We start from the raw sequence: 19,124 nt of genomic DNA on the forward strand, positions 1-19,124 counted from the left end.
CATCCCGCGCGGCACCGTCGAACCGCGACGTCGCGTGTGCCCGAGGCGACGACGGTTGCGACGGTGCTCGTCGACTGCTAGGGCTGAGTGCGAGTGGGAACGTGAGCGTCGGGATGGACGGGTGCGATGAAGTTGCATGTATGGGAGTGGGCCGCATCCTGCGCCGGCGGGCGACCACCGGTTGCGGCCCTCCTGCACGGATACGGTGAAGACGGTGCGTGCTGGGCACGGCTGGCGGAGTTGCTCGTTCGCCGCGGCTATCGGGTCGTCGCACCCGACCTGCGAGGTCACGGGCTGAGTGATCGAAGCGGCGACTATTCGTTCGGAGCCGTGGTCGAGGATGTCCTCGACACTCTGCCGGAGGCGCCGGATCTGGCGATCGGGCACTCGTTCGGAGCACTGGTGCTGGGCTCGGTCGTGGGGGAGTGGCGTCCCGGCAAGGCTGTGTACCTGGATCCGGCGCTGACGCCGATGGAGGCTGTGATCGAGCGAGATCGTCCCGACCGGCTGCCGCAAGTCACCGAGGAGCAGATCCGTGCGCGGGGGGCCGGCCTACATCCGGCGGACGTACAGGCCCGGTGCGATGCGAACGCCCGACTCGATCCTGAGACATGGGCGCAGATGAGCCGGGTGTGGTGGTATCGCTCCGAGCTACCGGCGCCGCCCGACCATCGGGACGGGGCGACGGCGGCGTTGGTGATCGCCGCCTCGGACAGCACCCTGGTCCCGGCCGAGTTACACGACCGCCTCCGGGGGTTGGGGCTCGAGGTGCGCGTAGCTATAGGTATCGGTCACCTGATGCATCGGGAGGATCCACATCAGGTCGTGGATCTGATGTGGGGATATTGCTAGGGACGACCACGAAGGCCGATCCGCGCATCGGGGGAGGAAGTGAGTGCCCCGACGCGCTCTACTAGGGCGGAGACTATCGAATTGAGGGTTGACTTACCTCACTCGACTGACTAGTTTCCGAACAGTGTTCGGACTCTCTGCGTGCGGCTCGACGTCGCGCTCGGCCGAACGCCGTCTGTTCGGGAGGTGGGGTGTGTCGCGAGACGGCCGGGGCACGAACGGTACTGTGCGGCCGCTTATCTCATTGGTAGGACGACGTCTCTTGTGGGCCGTGGTGCTCTCAGCGGCGTCCGTGCCGTTCGCGATCCTGACGTTGGTCGCGTTGGTGGAGGTATGCCGCCATCTGATGTCCGGCGGCGGGCAGGCGTGGTGGTGGGGCGCGGCATCCGCTGGTGCGGCAGCGGTGCATGTGCTGCTGTACAACCACGCGCTTCGAGTGAGTCACCTTGCGGATGCTCGATTTCGGCTGCTCGTACGTACCAGACTGGCGGACCACATCGGCGAGCTTGGGCTGGGATGGTTCGACGCCGGCGGCACGGGCGAGGTCAAGCAGGCGCTGTCGGACGATGTGAAACGCATGCACGTCCTCGTGGCGCACCTTCCGATCGACGTCGTCCCCACTGTGCTGACGCCGGTCGCGGGGATGGCATACCTCTACGCCGTCGACTGGGTGTACGCCGCGGCGTTCACCGCATATCTGGCCGTGGCGGCGCTGGTGGTTGTCCCGGCTTTTCGCAAGGACTACGAGGAGAGCGCGAGCGCCTATACTCGCGCTCTGGTCGAGCTGACCAGGGCGACGGTGGAGCTAGGCGACGGCATCGAGGTACTCAAGACCTATCCGTCGAGATCGTCGCTGTCCGAGCGATTCTCCCGTGCCGTCGACGACCTCGTCGCGATCTGTGTCCGGTGGATGTCGACCACCGGCCGTCCGACGGCGCTCGCCGGCATCATGCTCTCGCCCGCGGCGCTGATCGCGGTACTGACAGCCCTCGGGCTGTGGCTGGTGGAAGCCGGCCGCGCCACGCCGACGGCCGTCATCGCGTTCCTGATCGTCGGTGTGGGTGTGCCGGTCTCCGTACTGCACCTGGGGTCGATGCGAGGCATCATCCGCGCAGGGCAGGCCGGTGCATCGCATATCGGTCGTATCCTGGCCACGCCCGGGCCGTGCCAGCCGTCGAGGCCGGTCGAGATGCGCTCCAGCCGGATCGAGTTCGATCACGTGACCTTCGGCTACCACGCTGATCGTCGGGTGCTGGACGATGTGGATTTCGCCGTCGAGCCGGGTACCTTCACCGCAGTGGTCGGCCCCTCCGGCTCGGGGAAGACGACGTTGTCGCGCCTGATCGCGAGGTTCTGGGACGTCGATCGGGGGACGGTACGCGTCGGTGGAGTCGATGTGCGAGAGCAGAATTCGTCGTCGCTTCTCGGCTCCATGGTGCTGGTGTTCCAGGACGTCACGGTACTCCGCGACACGGCGCGCGAGAACATCCGACTGGGCCGGACGTGGATCACCGACGCGCAGGTCGTCGATGCGGCGCGCCGGGCGCAGATCCACGACGTGATAGACGGACTGCCCCAGGGGTACGACACCGAGTTGGACGCGGCCGGAGGCGGCCTCTCGGGCGGCGAGCAGCAGCGGCTGACGATCGCTCGCGCCATAGTCAGTCACCCGCGCATGGTCGTACTCGACGAGGCCACCGCGCATGTGGATCCCGAGAACGAGGTGCTGATACAGCGCGCGCTGTCCGAGCTGGCCGCAGAGGGCGCAACGCTTTTCGTAGTGGCGCACAGGCTGCACACCATCGTGCACGCGGACCAGATCCTGGTACTGGACGAGGGGCGGATCGTGCAGCGCGGGACCCATGCCGAGTTGCTGGACGGCGACGGGCTCTACAGACGGATGTGGCGATCGGCTCAGGCGGTGAACGAGTGATGTGCGCCCGTCGGCTCCTCGCGAATACCTTCCTGGGGATCGCCGACGACGTGGTCGGTCGACGGAGTGGCATGCGCGGGCAACTGGTGGGCCACCTGATAACGGCGGTGTCCGAGGGGATCTGCTTCGCGCTACTGGTGCCGGTGCTGCGCGTGCTGTTCGACGGGCGTCCGTCTGACGCGCTCGGATGGCTCGGAGTCATCTGTTGCTGCGCAGCTGTTTCCGGTATTGCGAGCTTTCTGACCGGATATCGCGCCTACGGCGTAGGGATCGAACGGCTCGCTGGCGGGGCGATGCGCCGTGTCGGAGCGCATGCGGCGTCGCTGCCCTTGGGGTGGTTCACCAAGAAGAACGTCGGTGCGCTCACCGCGTTGGTCACAGAATCGACCTCGGTGCTGATGACGATCCCGGGCATGATCACCGCGCGGATCGTCTCGGCGATCGTGACGCCGCTGACCGTATTGGTCGTCGTGCTGTTCGTGGACTGGAGGATGGCACTGGCGATGGTGGCGTTCGTGCCCCTCGGTCTGGTCGCCTACCGTCGTCTATCGCGGGTGGCGCAGGCGGAGCACGAGCAACTGGGAGACGATGACGAGGCCGTCTCGTCCCGGGTGGTCGAGTTCGCACAGGCGCAGGCGGTCCTCCGCTCATCGGGTTTGATGGAGAAGAGCTGGGGCCGGCTCGATGAGGCGCTGCAGGCCGACCGGCGATCGGTGGTGCGCCTTCTCGATGCGATCGACCGGCCGAGGGTGCAGTTCAAGGCCGTCGTCTCGGCGGGCCTCGCTGCGGTGGTGGGCGCCGCGGTGCTGCTCGGCACGACCGGACGTGCTCACCCTGCAGACCTCGTCGCCGTCCTCGTCCTCGCGGTACGCTTCGCCGAGCCCGTCACGGAGTTGGGAGGTCTCGGCGCAGAGGGACTGGCACGTGCCATGACGGACCTGCGCCGGGTCCAGAGATTCTGTGCTACACCGACACTCGCTGAGCCGGACGTCGCCGCCGTCCCATCGTCCAACTGCGTTGCCGCGCGGGCGGTATCGTTCGGCTACGGCGACACGCGGGTGATCCGGGAGCTCTCCCTCGACGTGCCCGCCGGGGCGATGACGGCGATCGTCGGACCGTCGGGTGCAGGCAAGACCACACTCGCGCGTTTAGTGGCGCGGTTCTGGGATCCCGACGGTGGCGCGATACTGCTCGGCGAGAGGGATCTGCGGGATATAGGCAGCCGCGGCGTGATGGAACGAGTGGCGATCGTATCCCAGAACGTGTATCTGTTCGACGACACCGTACGAGCGAACGTCCTCCTCGGGCGCCCCGATGCGACCGAGGAGGAGGTCTTCGCGGCTGCCTGCGCCGCCCGTCTGGACGATGTCGTCCGGCGCCTACCCGATGGGTGGGATACACGGGTCGGGGAGGGCGGAAGCCTGCTGTCCGGCGGTGAACGACAGCGGGTATCGATAGCACGCGCACTCCTGAAGGACGCGCCTATCGTGCTGCTGGACGAGATGACATCGGCGCTCGACGCGGAGAACGAACGCGCGATCGTCGGCGCCATCCGCGAGATCGTCCGTGACCGCACGTCGTTGGTCGTGGCCCATCGGCTGTCGACGATCCGGGACGCAGACCAGGTCGTCTATCTCGAGAACGGCCTGATAACCGAGAGCGGCACGCCGGACGAACTGGTCGCTGCGGGAGGGCGATTCGCCGCGCTGTGGGCCGCTCGCACCGCTGCCGAGGACTGGCAGATCACACTACGATCGAAGGGGACGACATGACCGCCATCCGCCGCACAGCACTACGGTGCGGAGCACTGATCGCATCCGTGGCCGCCGTGGCGGCACTCGCCGGATGCGGCTCGCACGCACCGGCGCCTACGCGGGCGGCGACGCACCGGGTCGTTCACGAGTTCGGCGTATCCGACATCCCCGACCGCCCGAAAGCGGTCGTCGCGCTCGACGAATACGCGGCGATGGACCTGCTCGCGCTCGGGATCGTGCCGCGGGCCGTGTTCACGGGCTACGGTTCGACGATCGCCCAGACGGTCCTGCGCGACGCGGGAAGCGACGTCATCGACATCCCGGTAGGCAGCACCATCGATGTCGACACGGTTCTCGGTCGCCGGCCGGATCTGGTGGTGTTCAGCTCCGGAGGGGACCGCAAGGCGTACGACCGGCTCGCCCCGGTGGTGCCGACGCTACCGTTGACGTCGGTTCAGACCGCGTGGCGAAAACGCATCGAGACGATCGGCGCGGAACTGCGCCGCGAGTCCGAGGCCGAGCATGTCGTCGACGTCCTCGTCCGGCGGCTCACGGCCGTCCAGAGCAGTGGCGGGAAGACCATCGCCGTGCTCATGTCCTACGCGGGGACGCTAGCGGGCCTGTCCGGTGACGCACCGCTCAACGGGCTTCTGGCCGATGCGGGGATGACGACACCCGCCGCGGAGCGCCGCACGGGTACGGGCAGGCAGCCCTATCTGCCCCTGTCTCCCGAGCACCTCGCCGACCACGACGCCGACGTCGTCGCCGTGTTCGCTGAGGGGGTCTACTCGGCGGACGCGGTCCGCAATCAGCCCACGTTCCCCTTGCTGACCGGACACGCGGTGAACGTCGACGGCGACATGTGGTTCGGCACCTTCCCATTCGCGGTCTACTGGATACTCGCGGACCTCGCCGCCATAGAGCGGAACGACTGGTCGCACGTTGCGAGCGCGAAGGACGCGCCGGTCCGGTATCGGCAGTTCCAAGAAGCGATCGGGTAGGTGTGCAGGCATAGTCGTTGCTATGGCGAGTAGATACCGCACCGGCATCACGGCCGATCGGATAGTCGGCGAGGCAGTAGAGCTCACCGCCCGTAAAGGACTGTACGAGTGGTCTATCCGCGACCTCGTGGCCGAGATAGGAACATCGCACTCCGTTGTGTACGAGAAGGTCGGTGGACGGGATCAGCTGTGTGGCGCTGTGGCGCAGAGGGTGTTCGAGGGCGTGCCGATCCCGGTGCCCGACGCGGGCGTGGACTGGCGCGATGCGCTGCTCGCCTGGCTGATCCCCCTGTGCCGTCACCTGTACGACTATCCGGGTGTAGCCAAGTGGCTGACCCTGCACGGCGGCCCCACCGCCTTTCCCACACCGCACGACGGTGTGGGCCGATTCGTCGAGTGCATCGCCGATGCGGGGTTCTCCGAGCCGGGACGGGTCTTCGGCGCATGCGTGGTCACAGCGATGTCGGCCGTGATGGTCGCGGACGAGCGTGGACCCCGGCAGCGCGAGGCCGTCCGCGACCATGCCACGATGATGGATTCGATCGAGCAACGCGCTCAGCACGAGCCGGCGCTGGCCGCGCTGATGCCCTACCTGGACGACTTCGCGAACCGCAACGACGAACGGCGAGCCACCGAGGCGCAGCTGGCCCTGACCATGAACGCGCTCCTGGACGGCTTCGAGTGGCAGCGGCGTAGAGCCGCCCGGCAGGACCGAGAGCGCTAGAGCCCCATATCCTTCGCGATGATCGAACGCATCACCTCGGACGTGCCACCGTAGATGCGGTTGACGCGGTTGTCGGCGTACAGGCGGGCGATCGGATACTCGTTGATGTATCCGTAACCGCCGTGGAGCTGGAGGCAACGGTCGATCACATCGGACGCCGCCTCGGTGCAGAACAGTTTCACCGACGCGGCATCGGCCGCGGTCAGCTCGCCGGCGTCGTGGGCTTCGAGAGCGCGGTCGACTACGGCCTCCATCGCGTCCACCTTCGCCTTGCACGCGCCTAGTTCGAACTTGGTGTTCTGGAACGACGAGACCGTCCTGCCGAAGATCTTCCGGTCCTCTGTGTAGGCCTGCGCGAAGCGGAGTGCGGCTGCCGCCTGGGAGTACGCGCCGACGCCGATGGAGAGGCGTTCCTGCGGCAGGTTCTGCCCCAGGTATGAGAAGCCCTTGTTCTCCTCGCCGAGCAGATCCTCGACCGGTACCTCGACATCGGTGAACGACAATTCCGCAGTATCCGACGTCTTCAGGCCGATCTTGTCGAGCTTACGGCCCACCTCGTAGCCAGGGAGGCCGGTGTCGACGACGAGGAGCGAGATACCGTAGCGGCGGTCGTCCTCCTTCTGCGGTGCGGTACGGGCACAGACGATGACGCGGTCGGCGTTGACGCCGCCTGTGATGAAGGTCTTGGCGCCGTTGAGCACGTAATGCGTGCCGTCCTCGGACAGTTTCGCAGTGGTGCGCATGCCGGCGAGGTCGGAGCCGGTGCCAGGCTCGGTCATCGCGATGGCGAACATCGTTTCGCCGGTGGCCATCTTGGGAATCCAGCGCTTCTTCTGTTCCTCGGTGGCGAGCTTGCTGAGGTACGGCAGACACAGCGCGATGTGCACGGACGAGCCACCGAAGGACACGCCCGCGCGCGCGAGCTCCTCGCTGATCACAGCCTGGTACTTGAAGGACTCGATGCCGGCCCCGCCGTACTCCTCAGGGATCTCGATGCCGAAGACGCCGAGCTCGCCCAGCTTGCGATAGAAGTCCTTCGGAACGATGCCCTTCTCGTACCACTGGTCGTATTCGGGCACCACCTCGGATTCGATGAACGAGCGCAGTGTCGAGCGGAAGGCTTCGTGATCCTCGTTGTAGATGGTCCGGCGCATGGTGCGCCACCTCCTTCTGTTTCGATCTGGGGGATAATCCTGGTGTGACGGTTTCGGGTTCGGGCGGTTCAGAGGGGTCGGGGAACGACGGTGCCGGATCTCGCGCGGGCCGCCCGCCTTCGGTGGTCGGTGGTCTGTCGGTCCCCGAACGATTGATTCTCGTGGCAACGCGGCTGTTCGCGATACGAGGCTTCGAGCGCACCAGCGTGCAGGAGCTCGTCGTCGCGGCGGGGGTCACCAAAGGTGGTTTCTATCACTACTTCTCGTCGAAGGATGAGCTGCTGCAGACCATCTACGGGAGGCTGCTCGCCGAGCAGTCGGCCCGCTTGGACGAGGTCGCGTCGGGGCCGGGCGATGTGACCTCCCGGCTGCGTCTGGCGGCCACCGACGTAGTGGTCACGACGCTGCGTGACATCGACGCGGTGACTGTGGTCGCACGCTCGTTGTATCTGCTGGAACCGGAGGTTCAGCGTGCGGTGCGCGCCGACCGGCGGCGTTATCACGAGCGATTCTGCGAGATCGTGCTGGAGGGGCAGGCCGCGGGTGAGTTCCGCGCCGACACGACACCGGATCTGGTGGCGGACTTCTTCTTCGGTGCGGTTCACTATCTCCCGGTGTGGTACCGGAGCGGAGGTGCGCTCTCGCCGCAGGAGGTGGGCGGTCATTTCGCCGACCTCCTGCTGTCGGCGCTGCTTCCGTCGGCATGATCGGTGGATGGTGTGGCGGCGACCATGCGTAGTACGAGGTCGGCGTAGAAGTCCCCGATCTCCTCCGGGCTCCAGTCTCCGTCCTCGCGGTACCACCGCGCGGCGTCGATGCCGAGCGACAGGACCGCCACGGCGGCCATCCGGGCGCTGGTGACGTCGAAGGCCCCGGCCGCCGCGCCTCTCTCGATCACGCCGCGCACAGCCGCGTCGATCTCTCGTCGCTCGGCGAGGATCTCCTCGCGGTGCTCGGGACCGAGCGACGCCAGCTCGTAGTTGACGACCCGCGCGCTGGTGTGACGGCGCGCGTGATGGGCGACGAAGTCGCGCACCACCGCTCGTAGCTGGTCGACGGGATCGTCGGTGGACGCGAGGGCGTTCCGCACGACCTCGGCGATCATCGCGTGGCCCGTCGAGGAGATCTGGTACAGCAGTTCCTCTTTCGAGCGGTGATGCACATACACCGCCGCTGGGCTCATCCCTGCGGCGGACGCGATGTCTCGGGTACTGGTGCCGTGGAAACCCCGCTCGGCGAATGCCGTGACGGCGGCGTCGAGCAGGCGGGCGCGGGTCTGGGCTGCGCGGGAGAAGTCCTCCGGCTCTGGCATGGCCCTCCTTCACCTCCCTACTTCCTCGGTCGGATTCCTCGGTCGGACCGGATGGTGAGTCACATCACATAGAGTGGGCGGTTGACGCTCGGCTTCCGGTTCGGCACAGTAGACGCTACACCACTAAGCGACTGCTTAGTTTGTGAGAAAGGACACGCCATGACCGAGGCAGTCATCGTTGCCACCGCCCGCTCACCGATCGGCCGCGCAGCCAAGGGTTCGCTGGTCACGATGCGCCCCGACGACCTGGCGCTGCAGATGGTGCAGGCGGTCCTGGCCAAGGTCCCGCAGCTCGATCCCCGCGACATCGACGATCTGATGATGGGCTGCGGCCAGCCCGCCGGAGAGTCCGGGTACAACGTGGGCCGGGCCGTCGCGGTGCTTGCCGGCTTCGACCACATACCTGGCGTGACCGTCAATCGCTACTGCAGCAGCAGTCTGCAGACCACCCGGATGGCGTTCCATGCGATCAAGGCGGGCGAGGGCGACGCATTCATCAGCGCCGGCGTCGAGACCGTGAGCAGGTACGTGGCCGGCCGCGCCGACGCGATGCCTGGCACCGAGAACCCGTTGTTCGCGGCTGCGCAGGAGCGCACCGAGAAGTTGGCCGGGGGTGGCGGGACGTGGGCCGATCCGCGTGACTCGGGTGAGCTTCCGGACGTCTACATCGCCATGGGACAGACCGCTGAGAACGTCGCGCAGTCGCGGGGAGTCTCGCGGCGGGACCAGGACGAGTTCGGGGTCCGGAGTCAGAACCTTGCAGAGAAGGCGCTCGCGAACGGCTTCTGGGAGAAGGACATCACTCCTGTGACGTTGCCCGACGGCACCGTCGTCGCGAAGGACGACGGCCCGCGCGCGGGCGTCACCCTGGAGGGCGTATCGAGCCTCGAACCGGTGTTCCGGCCGGACGGCACCGTCACCGCGGGCAACTGTTGCCCGCTCAACGACGGTGCCGCCGCGGTCGTGATCATGTCGGACACCAAGGCTCGCGCGCTCGGTCTGACACCCCTCGCGCGCATCGTGAGCACGGGCGTCACGGGTCTGTCGCCGGAGATCATGGGCCTGGGCCCGGTGGAGGCGTCCAAGCAGGCGCTCGCGCGCGCCGGAATGTCCGTCGGGGACATCGATCTCGTCGAGATCAACGAGGCGTTCGCCGCACAGGTCGTACCTTCGTACCGGGAGCTGGGCATCGATCTCGACCGGCTGAACGTCAACGGCGGTGCTATCGCGGTGGGCCACCCGTTCGGTATGACGGGCGCCCGCATCACCAGCACGCTGATCAACTCGCTGCAGTTCCACGACAAGCAATTCGGCCTGGAGACCATGTGCGTCGGCGGCGGGCAGGGCATGGCGATGGTCATCGAGCGGCTCAGCTGAGCACGAGAGGAGAGGCGGGACATGACAGAGCGTTTCGAAGGTAGGACGGCGATCGTCACCGGCGCGAGCCGGGGCATCGGTTTCGCGATCGCAGAGCGGCTGGTGGCCGATGGTGCCCGGGTCGTCATCACGGCCCGCAAGCAGCCCGCCCTCGACGAGGCGGTGGCCGCGCTGGGCGGGCCGGACAAGGCTCTGGCGGTCGCCGGGCGCGCAGACGATCCGGAGCACCAGGCCGAGGTGGTCGCGAAGGCGATCGAGACGTTCGGTGGCGCCGATCTTCTGGTGAACAACACGGGCATCAATCCCGTGTTCGGCCCGCTCATGGACATCGATGTCGACGCGGCGCGCAAGATCATGGAGGTCAACGTCCTCGGCGCGCTCGCGTGGGCGCAGCAGGTCCATCGGGCTTGGCAGAAGGAGCACGGCGGCGCGATCGTCAACGTCGGTTCCGTGGCCGGCCTGCATCCCGCGCCGGGGATCGCGATGTACGGCACCAGCAAGGCTGCCGTGATCCACCTGACAGAGGAGCTAGCCGTCGAGCTCGGGCCGAACGTGCGCATCAATGCCGTCGCACCCGCGGTCGTCAAGACACGCTTCGCGACGGCTCTGTACGAGGGCCGCGAGGAGGAGGTCGCGGCGCGGTATCCGCTCAAGCGTCTCGGTGTGCCGGACGACATCGGTTCTGTCGTAGCGTTCCTACTCTCCGACGACGCGGCGTGGCTCACCGGGCAGACGCTCGTCGTCGACGGCGGCCTGACGCTGATGGGCGGCGTCTAGTGACGGGTTTCGTCGGGGGAGGACGTCGCGACGGAGCGACGAGCAGGGGCATCGTCGTCACCGGTGCGGGCAACGGCATCGGGCGCGCGATCGCGACCAAGCTGGCTGCGGAGGGCGAGCGGGTCGTCGTCAACGACCTGGACGCCGACGCCGTGGCCACGGTTGCCGCCGAGATCGGTGGCTTCGCCGTACCGGGCGATGCCGCGGGCGAGGCGGGCGCGCGGGCGCTGGTCGAAGCCGCCCGGGACCATCTGGGAGACATCGACATCTGGTTCGGCAATGCCGGTATCGACCACGGCCGTGGGCTCGATGCCACCGAGGCGGACTGGGAGCTGTCCTGGTCCGTCAACGTCATGGCCCATGTTCGCGCGGCGCGCCTCCTGGTCCCCGCCTGGGCGGAGCGGGGCTCCGGGCGGTACGTCGCGACGGCGTCCGCCGCCGGCCTGCTGACGATGCTCGGTACGCCGACGTACTCGACCACTAAGCACGCCGTCATCGGCTTCGCCGAGTGGCTGTCCGCGACGTACCGGCACAGGGGCGTAGTGGTGCAGGCGATCTGCCCGCAGGGCGTGCGTACGCGCATGTTCGACGATGCCGGGCCCCTGCAGGGCCTGCTGGCACACGACAGCGCGCTCACGCCGGAGCAGTTGGCCGACACCGTATGGGAGGCCCTGGGAGACGAGCGCTTCCTGATTCTGCCGCACCCCCAGGTCGCGGGCTACTACGCGACGCGCGCCGCGCACACGGACAAGTGGCTCGCCGGTATGAACAAGATCCAACGCGGCCTCGAACAACAAGGAGCTCTCTAGATGAAGGCATGGCGCGTAAGCGCACTCGGCGAGCCCAAGGACGTCATGCACCTAGTGGACGTCCGGGATCCGGAGCCGACCGGCACACAGATCGTAGTGCGAGTCCTCGCCACTCCTGCCAACTTCCCCGACGTCCTCATGTGCCGCGGTCTGTATCAGGTCAAGCCGGAGCTTCCGTTCACCCCGGGCGTCGAGCTGTGCGGCGAGGTCGTCGCGGTGGGGCCGGGGGTGACCCGGTTCTCGCCCGGTGACCGCGTGCTGGGTGGAACCCTCCTGCCGCACGGCGGATTCGCGGAGTACGCCGTGCTCGAGGAGGCCGTGACCTTCCCCGCACCGGCTGCGTTGGACGACGCGCAGGCTGGATCGTTGTATATCGGCTACCAGACCGGATGGTTCGCGCTGCATCGACGCGCTGCCATCCGGGAGGGGGAGACCCTGCTCGTGCACGCAGCGGCCGGCGGTGTGGGTACGGCCGCCATCCAGCTCGGAAAGGCTGCTGGGGCCACGGTGATCGGCGTGGTCGGCGGAGCCGAGAAGGTCACCGTCGCTAAGGAACTCGGCGCTGACATCGTAGTCGACCGCCACACGGAGGACTTCGTCTCGGTCGTCAAGGACGCTACCGGAGGACGTGGCGCAGACGTGATCTTCGACCCGGTCGGCGGGGATACCTATGGGCGCAGTACCAAGTGTGTCGCTTTCGAGGGAAGGATCCTCATCATCGGCTTCGCGGGCGGCGACATCCAGACCGCCGCGCTCAATCACGCACTCATCAAGAACTACTCGATCCTCGGCCTGCACTGGGGCCTGTACAACGTGAAGGCACCCGAACTGGTACGTGAGTGTCACGCAGAGCTCACACGGCTCGCGGACGAGGGGCTGATCGGGCCGCTGGTGAGCGAGCGCCTCCCGCTCGACACGGTCGGCGATGCCATGCAACGGTTGGCCGACGGGAGCACTGTGGGCCGTGTGTCGTACGTGGCAGGAGCGCGCTCGTGACAGCCGTCGAGGCGGTCGTGTTCGATTACGGCGGCGTGCTCACAGGCCCTATGCGCGACACCATCGCGGGATTCATCGCAACGGAAGGCATCGACCCGGCGTCGTTCACGGAGGCGCTGCGCGCGTGGCTGTCGCGTAGCGCGCCCGAGGGAACACCGGTCCACCTGTTGGAGACCGGTGAGCTGGCGCCCGCCGAGTTCGACGTGCTCCTAGCGGGGCGTCTGCGCCGGATCGACGGCAAGCCCGTCGTCGCGGAGGGGCTGCTCGGCCGCCTCTTCGCCGGCACCGTCGACGACGCCGCCATGTGGGCACTCGCGCAAGAACTCGTCGCGCAGGACGTGCGCGTCGCCCTGCTGTCCAACAGCTGGGGTAATCGTTACCCGCGCGGGCGGCTCGACGCTCTCTTCGACCCCGTCGTCATCTCTGAGGAGGTCGGTCTGCGTAAGCCGCGTGCCGACAGCTTCGAGTACACCCTGCGCGCGCTGGGCACGGCGTCCGACGGTGTCGCGTACGCAGACGCGCCCGAGCGGGTCGCGTTCGTCGACGACGCCCAGCCCAACATCGACGGCGCCGAGGCCGTCGGCATGCGCGGCGTGCTGCACACCGGCGCACCCACTACCCGCGCGGCACTCGCCGCGTTGCTACAGAAGGAGATCCACGCATGACCGAAACCCGTACCGCGATCGTCACCGGTTCAGCCCGTGGCATCGGCGCCGCCGTTGCGAAACGCCTCGCGGCCGACGGTATGAATGTCGCTGTCCTCGATCTCGACGAGACGGCGTGTCAGGGCACCGTCGACGAGATCGTCGCCGCCGGTGGAAGAGCCGTCGCCGTGGGGGTCGACGTGGCTGACGAGGACAAGGTGGCCGCCGCGGTGGAGCGCGTCGCGAACGAGCTGGGCGCCCCCACGGTCCTGGTGAACAACGCCGGCGTGCTGCGCGACAATCTGCTGTTCAAGATGTCTGTGGACGACTGGGACACGGTGCTCGCGGTGCACCTGCGTGGTGCGTTCCTGATGTCGCGCGCGGTTCAGGCGTATCAGACCAAGGCGGGCTATGGTCGCATCGTCAATCTGTCGTCGACGTCCGCGCTGGGCAATCGCGGACAGGCCAACTACTCCGCGGCGAAGGCCGGTATGCAGGGGTTCACGAAGACCCTTGCGATCGAGCTGGGAAAGTTCGGTGTGACGGCCAACGCCATCGCGCCCGGATTCATCGCGACCGATATGACGGCTGCGACAGCTGCGCGCGTCGGTGTCTCGTTCGAGGACTTCAAGACCCATGCGGCCAAGGAGATTCCGGTACAGCGGGTCGGCGACCCGGACGACATCGCACACGCGGCGTCCTTCTTCGCCAGCGAGGGAGCGGGGTTCGTGTCCGGGCAGGTGCTGTATGTCGCGGGCGGACCGAGGGACTAGGGACATGAAGGTACTCAACGGCATCGACCAACTACACGCCGCCGTCGGGACGCATCTGGGCTATTCCGACTGGCACACGATCGACCAGGCGCAGATCGACGCGTTCGCGGATGCGACGGGCGACCACCAGTGGATCCACGTGGACGCCGAGAAGGCCGCATCGGGACCCTTCGGCGCGACCATAGCGCACGGCTACTTGACGCTGTCACTGATCCCGATGCTGTCGTGGCAGGTGTATCGGGTCGAAGGCACCAAGATGGGAATCAACTATGGCTGCAACAAGGTTCGATTCCCTTCCGTGGTTCGTGTGGACTCGCGGGTACGGGCGGGCGTCGAGCTGGTGTCGGTCGAGCCCGGAGGGACCGGACACTCCGTCGTCGCTCGTGTCACCATCGAGATCGAGGGCGGAGGCAAGCCCGCCTGCGTCGCTGAGGTAGTGAGCGTGGTGGTGTTCTGATGGAGCCCGAAGCAGCTGCCCGGCATGAGCTTCCGGGCCTCGATCTGGACAGGTTGGGACCGTGGTTCGCGACTCGGATCCCGGGCGCGGGTGGATACCTGACAGCGAAGCTCGTCGCGGGCGGCAAGTCGAACCTGACGTACGAGGTGAGCGACGGCTCGGGCACCTGGATAGTCAGGCGACCCCCACTCGGGCACGTGCTCGCGACGGCGCACGACATGGGCCGCGAGTACCGCGTCATGTCGGCGCTGGGCGGCACGGATGTTCCTGTACCGCACATGTACGCGATGTGTCAGGAGACCGATGTCCTCGACGCCCCCTTCTACGTCATGGAGAAGGTGCCCGGCGTGCCATACCGGCGTGCGTCCGAACTGGAGCCTCTCGGGCCGGAGCGTACCCGCAGCATCTCGGTCGCGCTGGTCGAGACCTTGACCACGCTGCACGCCGTCGAGCCGACGGCCGTCGGGCTGGCCGACTTCGGTCACCCGGACGGCTTCCTGGCGCGTCAGGTACGGCGCTGGCGCAAACAGCTCGACGCGTCGCACAGTCGGGACCTGCCGCTCGCCGACGAACTGCACGCTCGGCTCGAGGCCGATGTCCCCACCGAATCGGCACCGGGGATCGTCCACGGCGATTTCCGGTTGGACAACGTCCTCGTGGACGGTGACCGGCCCACGGCCGTGATCGATTGGGAGATGGCCACTCTCGGCGACCCGCTCACCGACCTGGCGCTCATGGTGGTGTACCACCGACTCGGTGCGCTGCTGGGCGCCGCCTCGGTGGCCGATGCCAATACCGCCCCCGGATTCCTGACCGAAGACGAGGTGATCGATCTCTACCGCTCGAGGTCGGACCGTGACCTGTCGAGCTTCGGCTTCTACCTCGGGCTCGCGTCCTTCAAGCTGGCCGCGATCATCGAGGGCATCCACTACCGATTCATCCAGGGCCAGACCGTTGGAGCAGGGTTCGATCGCGTGGGCGACGCGGTGGACATAATGCTCGAGGCGGGGCTCGCAGCACTCGAGGAGCACCGCTGATGGACTTCGCAACAGATCCACGGACCGAGGAACTGAAGGCGAGCCTGCTCGACTTCATGGACTCCCACATCCACCCCGCCGAGCAGACCTTCCACGACCAGCTCGAGGCGCTGGACGACAAGTGGGCGTGGGACTCCGTGCCGATCCTGGGGGAGCTGCGCGAGGAGGCTCGTAGGCGGGGGCTGTGGAACGCCTTCCTGCCCGGGGAGCGCGGCGCTGGCCTGACCAACCTGCAGTACGCGTCTCTCGCCGAGATCACCGGCCGCGCCGGACATCTCGCGCCACCCACACTCAATTCCGCAGCCCCGGACACGGGCAATATCGAGGTCCTGGACCAGTTCGGCACGCCGGAGCAGCAGGAGCAGTGGCTGAAGCCACTGCTGGCGGGTGAGATCCGGTCCTCGTTCGCGATGACCGAGCCGGATGTGGCATCGTCGGACGCCACGAATGTCGGGACCAGGATCGATCGTGACGGCGACGAGTACGTGATCAACGGCCGTAAGTGGTGGATCACAGGTGCGATGAACCCCAACGCACGGATCTTCATCGTGATGGGCAAGACCGATCCCGAGGCGGAGCGCCACCGACAGCAGTCGATGATCCTGGTGCCGCGGGACGCGCCCGGCGTCGAGGTCGAGCGCGGTATGCACGTGTTCGGCTATGACGACCACAGCCACGGCGGCCATGCCGAGATGTCCTTCACCGATGTCCGCGTGCCGGCGTCGAATCTGATCGGTGGCGAAGGCGACGGCTTCGGCATCGCACAGGCCCGCCTCGGGCCGGGCCGCATCCATCACTGCATGCGGTCGATCGGCGTGGCGGAGCGGGCGATCGAGCTGATGTGCGATCGCGTCTCGAACCGCGTGGCGTTCGGAAAGCCACTGTCGGACCAGGGTGTGATCCGTGACTGGATCGCCGAATCGCGCGTGCGCGTGGAGCAGTTACGACTGCTGGTGCTCAAGACGGCGTGGCTGATGGATACCGTCGGTAATCGCGGAGCGCATACCGAGATCCAGGCGATCAAGATAGCGACGCCGACCACCGTGCAGTGGGTCCTCGACAAGGCCATCCAGGCGCACGGGGCGGGTGGTCTGTCACAGGACTTCCCGCTTGCGGAGTCGTATGCGGGGATCCGCACCCTGCGGTTCGCGGACGGGCCCGACGAGGTGCACAAGAACGCCTTGGCCCGCGCGGAGCTGAAGCGTCAGGCGGCCCGTCGTGGCAACTGACGTCGACGGACTCGTCTCGGAGTTCCTTGCAGTGCACTCGGTTCCGGCGCCGGATGCGGACGCCGAAGCGCGGTTGGACTGGCTGCGGGCGCGGTACGACGCGGGCCTCGCATGGGTGGGGTATCCGGCCGGGCGCGGCGGCCTGGGCCTACCGCAGTCGCTGCAGGCGCGCGTCGAACGACTGTTCCGCGAGGCCGGGGCGCCAGACAACAACAGCCGCGCCAACGGCATCGGGCTGGGTATGGCCGCGCCGACCATCCTGGCATTCGGAACCGAGGAACAGAAGGACCGGTACCTCCGCCCCTTGTGGACGGGAGAGGAGATCTGGTGCCAGCTGTTCAGCGAGCCGGGGGCCGGATCGGACCTGGCAGCCGTCGCGACCAGGGCCGTGCGGGACGGCGACGACTGGGTGGTGACCGGTCAGAAGGTATGGACGTCCGGCGCACATAACGCGCGACTGGCGATCCTCGTCGCTCGAACCGACCCCCAGGTGCCGAAACACCGTGGCCTGACTTATTTTCTCTGCGATATGACGGCCCCGGGTGTCGACGTGCGCCCGCTGCGGCAGATCACCGGTGAGGCCGAGTTCAACGAGGTCTTCCTGACCGACGTACGCATCCCCGACGCGCAACGCCTCGGGGCGATAGGCGAAGGCTGGAGGGTCGCGACCGCGACGCTCAACAACGAGCGTGTCGCGATCGGAGGCCGCGCCGCCGCACGCGAGGACGGGATGATAGGTGTCGTGGCGGGCACGTGGCGCGAGCATCCGGAGCTGCGGACGGCCGACGCGCACGACCGCCTCACGCGGCTGTGGATCGAGTCCGAGGTCGCACGGCAGACGGGGGTCCGATTGCGGCAGAAGCTCGCGAGTGGGCAGCCGGGGCCCGAGGGGGCGGCGGTGAAGCTGTCGTTCGCACGTATCAACCAGCAGCTTTCGGGCCTCGAGCTGGAGATGCTCGGCGAGGACGGGCTGCGCTACTCGGATTGGACGATGGTCCGCCCGGAGCACGTCGACTTCTTCGGCCGCGACGCCGGATACCGGTATCTGCGCGCCAAGGGGAATTCGATCGAGGGAGGCACGTCGGAGATCCTCAGGAACATCGTGTCGGAGCGTGTCCTCGGGTTGCCGGCCGAGCACCGGGTGGACAAGGACATCGCGTGGAAGGACCTCGAGAGATGAGCTTCGAACCGGATCTGCTGTACACCGAGGTGGAAGAAGACCTGCGCGCGTCCGTCCGCAACCTGCTCGCACGGAGGTGTGATGCTGCTGCGCTGATCGCCGTGTACGACGGGGACGCCGGGCCGATATCCGCGGTCTGGCGAGAACTGGCAACGGATCTCGGACTCGCGGGGCTGATCGTGCCGGAAGAGCGCGGCGGCGCGGGGGCGACGGCGGCGGTTGCGGGGGTGGTGCTGGAGGAGATCGGCCGCGCCGCCGCGCCGGTGCCGTTCCTCACCAGCGCGGTCGTCGCTGTGACCGTCCTGCAGGGGACGGATGCGGACGGGCTGCTGGAGAGGACCGCCTCCGGAGAGTCCACTGCGGCGCTGACGGTTCCGTTCTCCACCTCGCCGTATGCTGAGGTGCCGAAGGTGGTCGTCGCCGATGGCCGGCCCACGGGCACGGTTCGTTCGGTCGCGGGAGCGGAGTCGGCCGATGTCCTGTTGGTGCCCGGAGACGACGGTGCCCTCTACGCCGTAGAGGCCACCGATGCGACGATCGAGGTGGTGCCGTCGCTCGACATGACGCGGGTGGTCGCCGACGTGACGCTCAGCGGTGCCACGGGCGAGCGGATCTCGGACGATGCGGATGCCGCAGTGCGGCCAGGTCTCGTGGCAGGCGCGGCCCTGTTGGCCTCGGAACAGGCGGGCGTCGCCCGCTGGTGCCTCGACGCGACCGTGGCGTACCTGCAGCAGCGGCGCCAGTTCGGGCGCGTGGTGGGCGGCTTCCAGGCGATCAAGCACCGCCTTGCGGATCTGTACGTCGCCGTCGAATCCGGCTGTGCGACGGCACGGTATGCCGCGGTGTCGCTCGCCGAGTTGGGGCCGGACGATCCGGAGACCGCGATCGCGACCGCCGTGGCGGCGTCGTACTGCGGTGACCTGGCAGTCCTCGCGGGGGAGGAGGCCGTGCAACTGCATGGCGGGATCGGCATGACATGGGAGCACCCCGCGCACGTCTATCTCAAGCGTGCCAAGGCCGATCAGATCGGTCTTGGCACGCCGGGCGCACACCGCGCCGCGCTGGCCGACCTCGTCGATCTTCCGGCCACCGGGTAGTCACACACGAAAGGCACT

Annotated in this window: 19 protein-coding genes; 17 read left to right on the plus strand and 2 right to left on the minus strand. The window is 67.6% G+C overall.

The window, feature by feature from the left end; all coding sequences use genetic code 11:
- The first annotated feature begins 126 nt into the window (after nucleotides 1-126).
- From P0W64_RS00310 to P0W64_RS00330, 5 genes are all read left to right on the plus strand, one after another.
- Nucleotides 127-852, plus strand: a complete 726-nt coding sequence (locus P0W64_RS00310; RefSeq protein WP_275478050.1) for an alpha/beta fold hydrolase — start codon at nucleotides 127-129, stop codon at nucleotides 850-852.
- A gap of 271 nt (nucleotides 853-1,123) precedes the next feature.
- On the plus strand, nucleotides 1,124-2,785 hold the full coding sequence (locus tag P0W64_RS00315; RefSeq protein WP_275478051.1) for an ABC transporter ATP-binding protein: 1,662 nt from the start codon (nucleotides 1,124-1,126) through the stop codon (nucleotides 2,783-2,785).
- Entirely contained in the window at nucleotides 2,755-4,557 is a 1,803-nt protein-coding gene (locus tag P0W64_RS00320) for an ABC transporter ATP-binding protein (RefSeq protein WP_275478052.1), read from the plus strand. Before P0W64_RS00315 ends, P0W64_RS00320 begins: the two co-directional genes overlap by 31 nt.
- Nucleotides 4,554-5,540 (plus strand): ABC transporter substrate-binding protein, encoded by a 987-nt coding sequence (locus P0W64_RS00325; RefSeq protein ID WP_275478053.1) that lies wholly within the window; start codon nucleotides 4,554-4,556, stop codon nucleotides 5,538-5,540. The genes P0W64_RS00320 and P0W64_RS00325 overlap by 4 nt, the downstream gene beginning before the upstream one ends.
- 22 nt (nucleotides 5,541-5,562) lie before the next feature.
- Nucleotides 5,563-6,264 (plus strand): hypothetical protein, encoded by a 702-nt coding sequence (locus P0W64_RS00330; RefSeq protein WP_275478054.1) that lies wholly within the window; start codon nucleotides 5,563-5,565, stop codon nucleotides 6,262-6,264.
- Here the strand turns inward: P0W64_RS00330 and P0W64_RS00335 are convergent.
- A complete protein-coding gene (locus P0W64_RS00335; protein ID WP_275478055.1) occupies nucleotides 6,261-7,418 on the minus strand; it encodes an acyl-CoA dehydrogenase family protein in 1,158 nt (385 codons plus the stop codon). The genes P0W64_RS00330 and P0W64_RS00335 overlap by 4 nt on opposite strands.
- Before the next feature lie 161 nt (nucleotides 7,419-7,579).
- Here P0W64_RS00335 and P0W64_RS00340 point away from each other — a divergent pair, with 161 nt between their 5' ends.
- Nucleotides 7,580-8,125, plus strand: coding sequence for a TetR/AcrR family transcriptional regulator (locus P0W64_RS00340; protein WP_275478056.1), 546 nt, complete (start codon nucleotides 7,580-7,582; stop codon nucleotides 8,123-8,125).
- Here P0W64_RS00340 and P0W64_RS00345 read toward each other — a convergent pair.
- A complete protein-coding gene (locus P0W64_RS00345) occupies nucleotides 8,080-8,730 on the minus strand; it encodes a TetR/AcrR family transcriptional regulator (protein ID WP_275478057.1) in 651 nt (216 codons plus the stop codon). The genes P0W64_RS00340 and P0W64_RS00345 overlap by 46 nt on opposite strands.
- Before the next feature lie 159 nt (nucleotides 8,731-8,889).
- Here P0W64_RS00345 and P0W64_RS00350 point away from each other — a divergent pair, with 159 nt between their 5' ends.
- The 11 genes from P0W64_RS00350 to P0W64_RS00400 are packed head-to-tail and all read left to right on the plus strand — an operon-like array spanning nucleotide 8,890 to nucleotide 19,106.
- Nucleotides 8,890-10,107 (plus strand): acetyl-CoA C-acetyltransferase, encoded by a 1,218-nt coding sequence (locus P0W64_RS00350; protein ID WP_275478058.1) that lies wholly within the window; start codon nucleotides 8,890-8,892, stop codon nucleotides 10,105-10,107.
- Nucleotides 10,108-10,128: 21 nt separating this feature from the next.
- Complete coding sequence (locus P0W64_RS00355) at nucleotides 10,129-10,884, plus strand: SDR family oxidoreductase (protein WP_275478059.1); 756 nt, start codon at nucleotides 10,129-10,131, stop codon at nucleotides 10,882-10,884.
- The gene (locus P0W64_RS00360) at nucleotides 10,884-11,693 is read left to right on the plus strand and encodes an SDR family oxidoreductase (protein WP_275478060.1); all 810 of its coding nucleotides are present in this window, start codon (nucleotides 10,884-10,886) and stop codon (nucleotides 11,691-11,693) included. Before P0W64_RS00355 ends, P0W64_RS00360 begins: the two co-directional genes overlap by 1 nt.
- Nucleotides 11,694-12,689, plus strand: a complete 996-nt coding sequence (locus tag P0W64_RS00365; protein ID WP_275478061.1) for an NADPH:quinone oxidoreductase family protein — start codon at nucleotides 11,694-11,696, stop codon at nucleotides 12,687-12,689.
- On the plus strand, nucleotides 12,686-13,354 hold the full coding sequence (locus P0W64_RS00370; protein ID WP_275478062.1) for an HAD-IA family hydrolase: 669 nt from the start codon (nucleotides 12,686-12,688) through the stop codon (nucleotides 13,352-13,354). Before P0W64_RS00365 ends, P0W64_RS00370 begins: the two co-directional genes overlap by 4 nt.
- The gene (locus P0W64_RS00375) at nucleotides 13,351-14,106 is read left to right on the plus strand and encodes an SDR family oxidoreductase (RefSeq protein WP_275478063.1); all 756 of its coding nucleotides are present in this window, start codon (nucleotides 13,351-13,353) and stop codon (nucleotides 14,104-14,106) included. The genes P0W64_RS00370 and P0W64_RS00375 overlap by 4 nt, the downstream gene beginning before the upstream one ends.
- Nucleotides 14,107-14,110: 4 nt before the next feature.
- Nucleotides 14,111-14,563, plus strand: coding sequence for a MaoC family dehydratase (locus tag P0W64_RS00380; protein ID WP_275478064.1), 453 nt, complete (start codon nucleotides 14,111-14,113; stop codon nucleotides 14,561-14,563).
- A complete protein-coding gene (locus tag P0W64_RS00385) occupies nucleotides 14,563-15,600 on the plus strand; it encodes a phosphotransferase family protein (RefSeq protein ID WP_275478065.1) in 1,038 nt (345 codons plus the stop codon). Before P0W64_RS00380 ends, P0W64_RS00385 begins: the two co-directional genes overlap by 1 nt.
- On the plus strand, nucleotides 15,600-16,829 hold the full coding sequence (locus P0W64_RS00390; RefSeq protein WP_275478066.1) for an acyl-CoA dehydrogenase family protein: 1,230 nt from the start codon (nucleotides 15,600-15,602) through the stop codon (nucleotides 16,827-16,829). Before P0W64_RS00385 ends, P0W64_RS00390 begins: the two co-directional genes overlap by 1 nt.
- On the plus strand, nucleotides 16,819-18,009 hold the full coding sequence (locus P0W64_RS00395) for an acyl-CoA dehydrogenase family protein (RefSeq protein WP_275478067.1): 1,191 nt from the start codon (nucleotides 16,819-16,821) through the stop codon (nucleotides 18,007-18,009). The genes P0W64_RS00390 and P0W64_RS00395 overlap by 11 nt, the downstream gene beginning before the upstream one ends.
- Nucleotides 18,006-19,106: an acyl-CoA dehydrogenase family protein gene (locus P0W64_RS00400; RefSeq protein WP_275478068.1), complete on the plus strand. Its 1,101-nt coding sequence runs from the start codon at nucleotides 18,006-18,008 to the stop codon at nucleotides 19,104-19,106. The genes P0W64_RS00395 and P0W64_RS00400 overlap by 4 nt, the downstream gene beginning before the upstream one ends.
- The last annotated feature ends 18 nt before the right edge of the window (nucleotides 19,107-19,124 follow it).

Origin of the sequence: Tsukamurella sp. 8F, from assembly GCF_029167375.1 — a bacterium.
Classification (GTDB): domain Bacteria; phylum Actinomycetota; class Actinomycetes; order Mycobacteriales; family Mycobacteriaceae; genus Tsukamurella.

What these genes read in the sequence shown, in the direction of transcription:
- P0W64_RS00310 (WP_275478050.1), top strand. Translation starts at nt 127, where the DNA reads ATGAAGTTGCATGTATGGGAGTGGGCCGCATCCTGCGCCGGCGGGCGA.
- P0W64_RS00325 (WP_275478053.1), top strand. Translation starts at nt 4,554, where the DNA reads ATGACCGCCATCCGCCGCACAGCACTACGGTGCGGAGCACTGATCGCA.
- P0W64_RS00330 (WP_275478054.1), top strand. Translation starts at nt 5,563, where the DNA reads ATGGCGAGTAGATACCGCACCGGCATCACGGCCGATCGGATAGTCGGC.
- P0W64_RS00335 (WP_275478055.1), bottom strand. Translation starts at nt 7,418, where the DNA reads ATGCGCCGGACCATCTACAACGAGGATCACGAAGCCTTCCGCTCGACA.
- P0W64_RS00345 (WP_275478057.1), bottom strand. Translation starts at nt 8,730, where the DNA reads ATGCCAGAGCCGGAGGACTTCTCCCGCGCAGCCCAGACCCGCGCCCGC.
- P0W64_RS00350 (WP_275478058.1), top strand. Translation starts at nt 8,890, where the DNA reads ATGACCGAGGCAGTCATCGTTGCCACCGCCCGCTCACCGATCGGCCGC.
- P0W64_RS00355 (WP_275478059.1), top strand. Translation starts at nt 10,129, where the DNA reads ATGACAGAGCGTTTCGAAGGTAGGACGGCGATCGTCACCGGCGCGAGC.
- P0W64_RS00365 (WP_275478061.1), top strand. Translation starts at nt 11,694, where the DNA reads ATGAAGGCATGGCGCGTAAGCGCACTCGGCGAGCCCAAGGACGTCATG.
- P0W64_RS00375 (WP_275478063.1), top strand. Translation starts at nt 13,351, where the DNA reads ATGACCGAAACCCGTACCGCGATCGTCACCGGTTCAGCCCGTGGCATC.
- P0W64_RS00380 (WP_275478064.1), top strand. Translation starts at nt 14,111, where the DNA reads ATGAAGGTACTCAACGGCATCGACCAACTACACGCCGCCGTCGGGACG.
- P0W64_RS00385 (WP_275478065.1), top strand. Translation starts at nt 14,563, where the DNA reads ATGGAGCCCGAAGCAGCTGCCCGGCATGAGCTTCCGGGCCTCGATCTG.
- P0W64_RS00390 (WP_275478066.1), top strand. Translation starts at nt 15,600, where the DNA reads ATGGACTTCGCAACAGATCCACGGACCGAGGAACTGAAGGCGAGCCTG.
- P0W64_RS00400 (WP_275478068.1), top strand. Translation starts at nt 18,006, where the DNA reads ATGAGCTTCGAACCGGATCTGCTGTACACCGAGGTGGAAGAAGACCTG.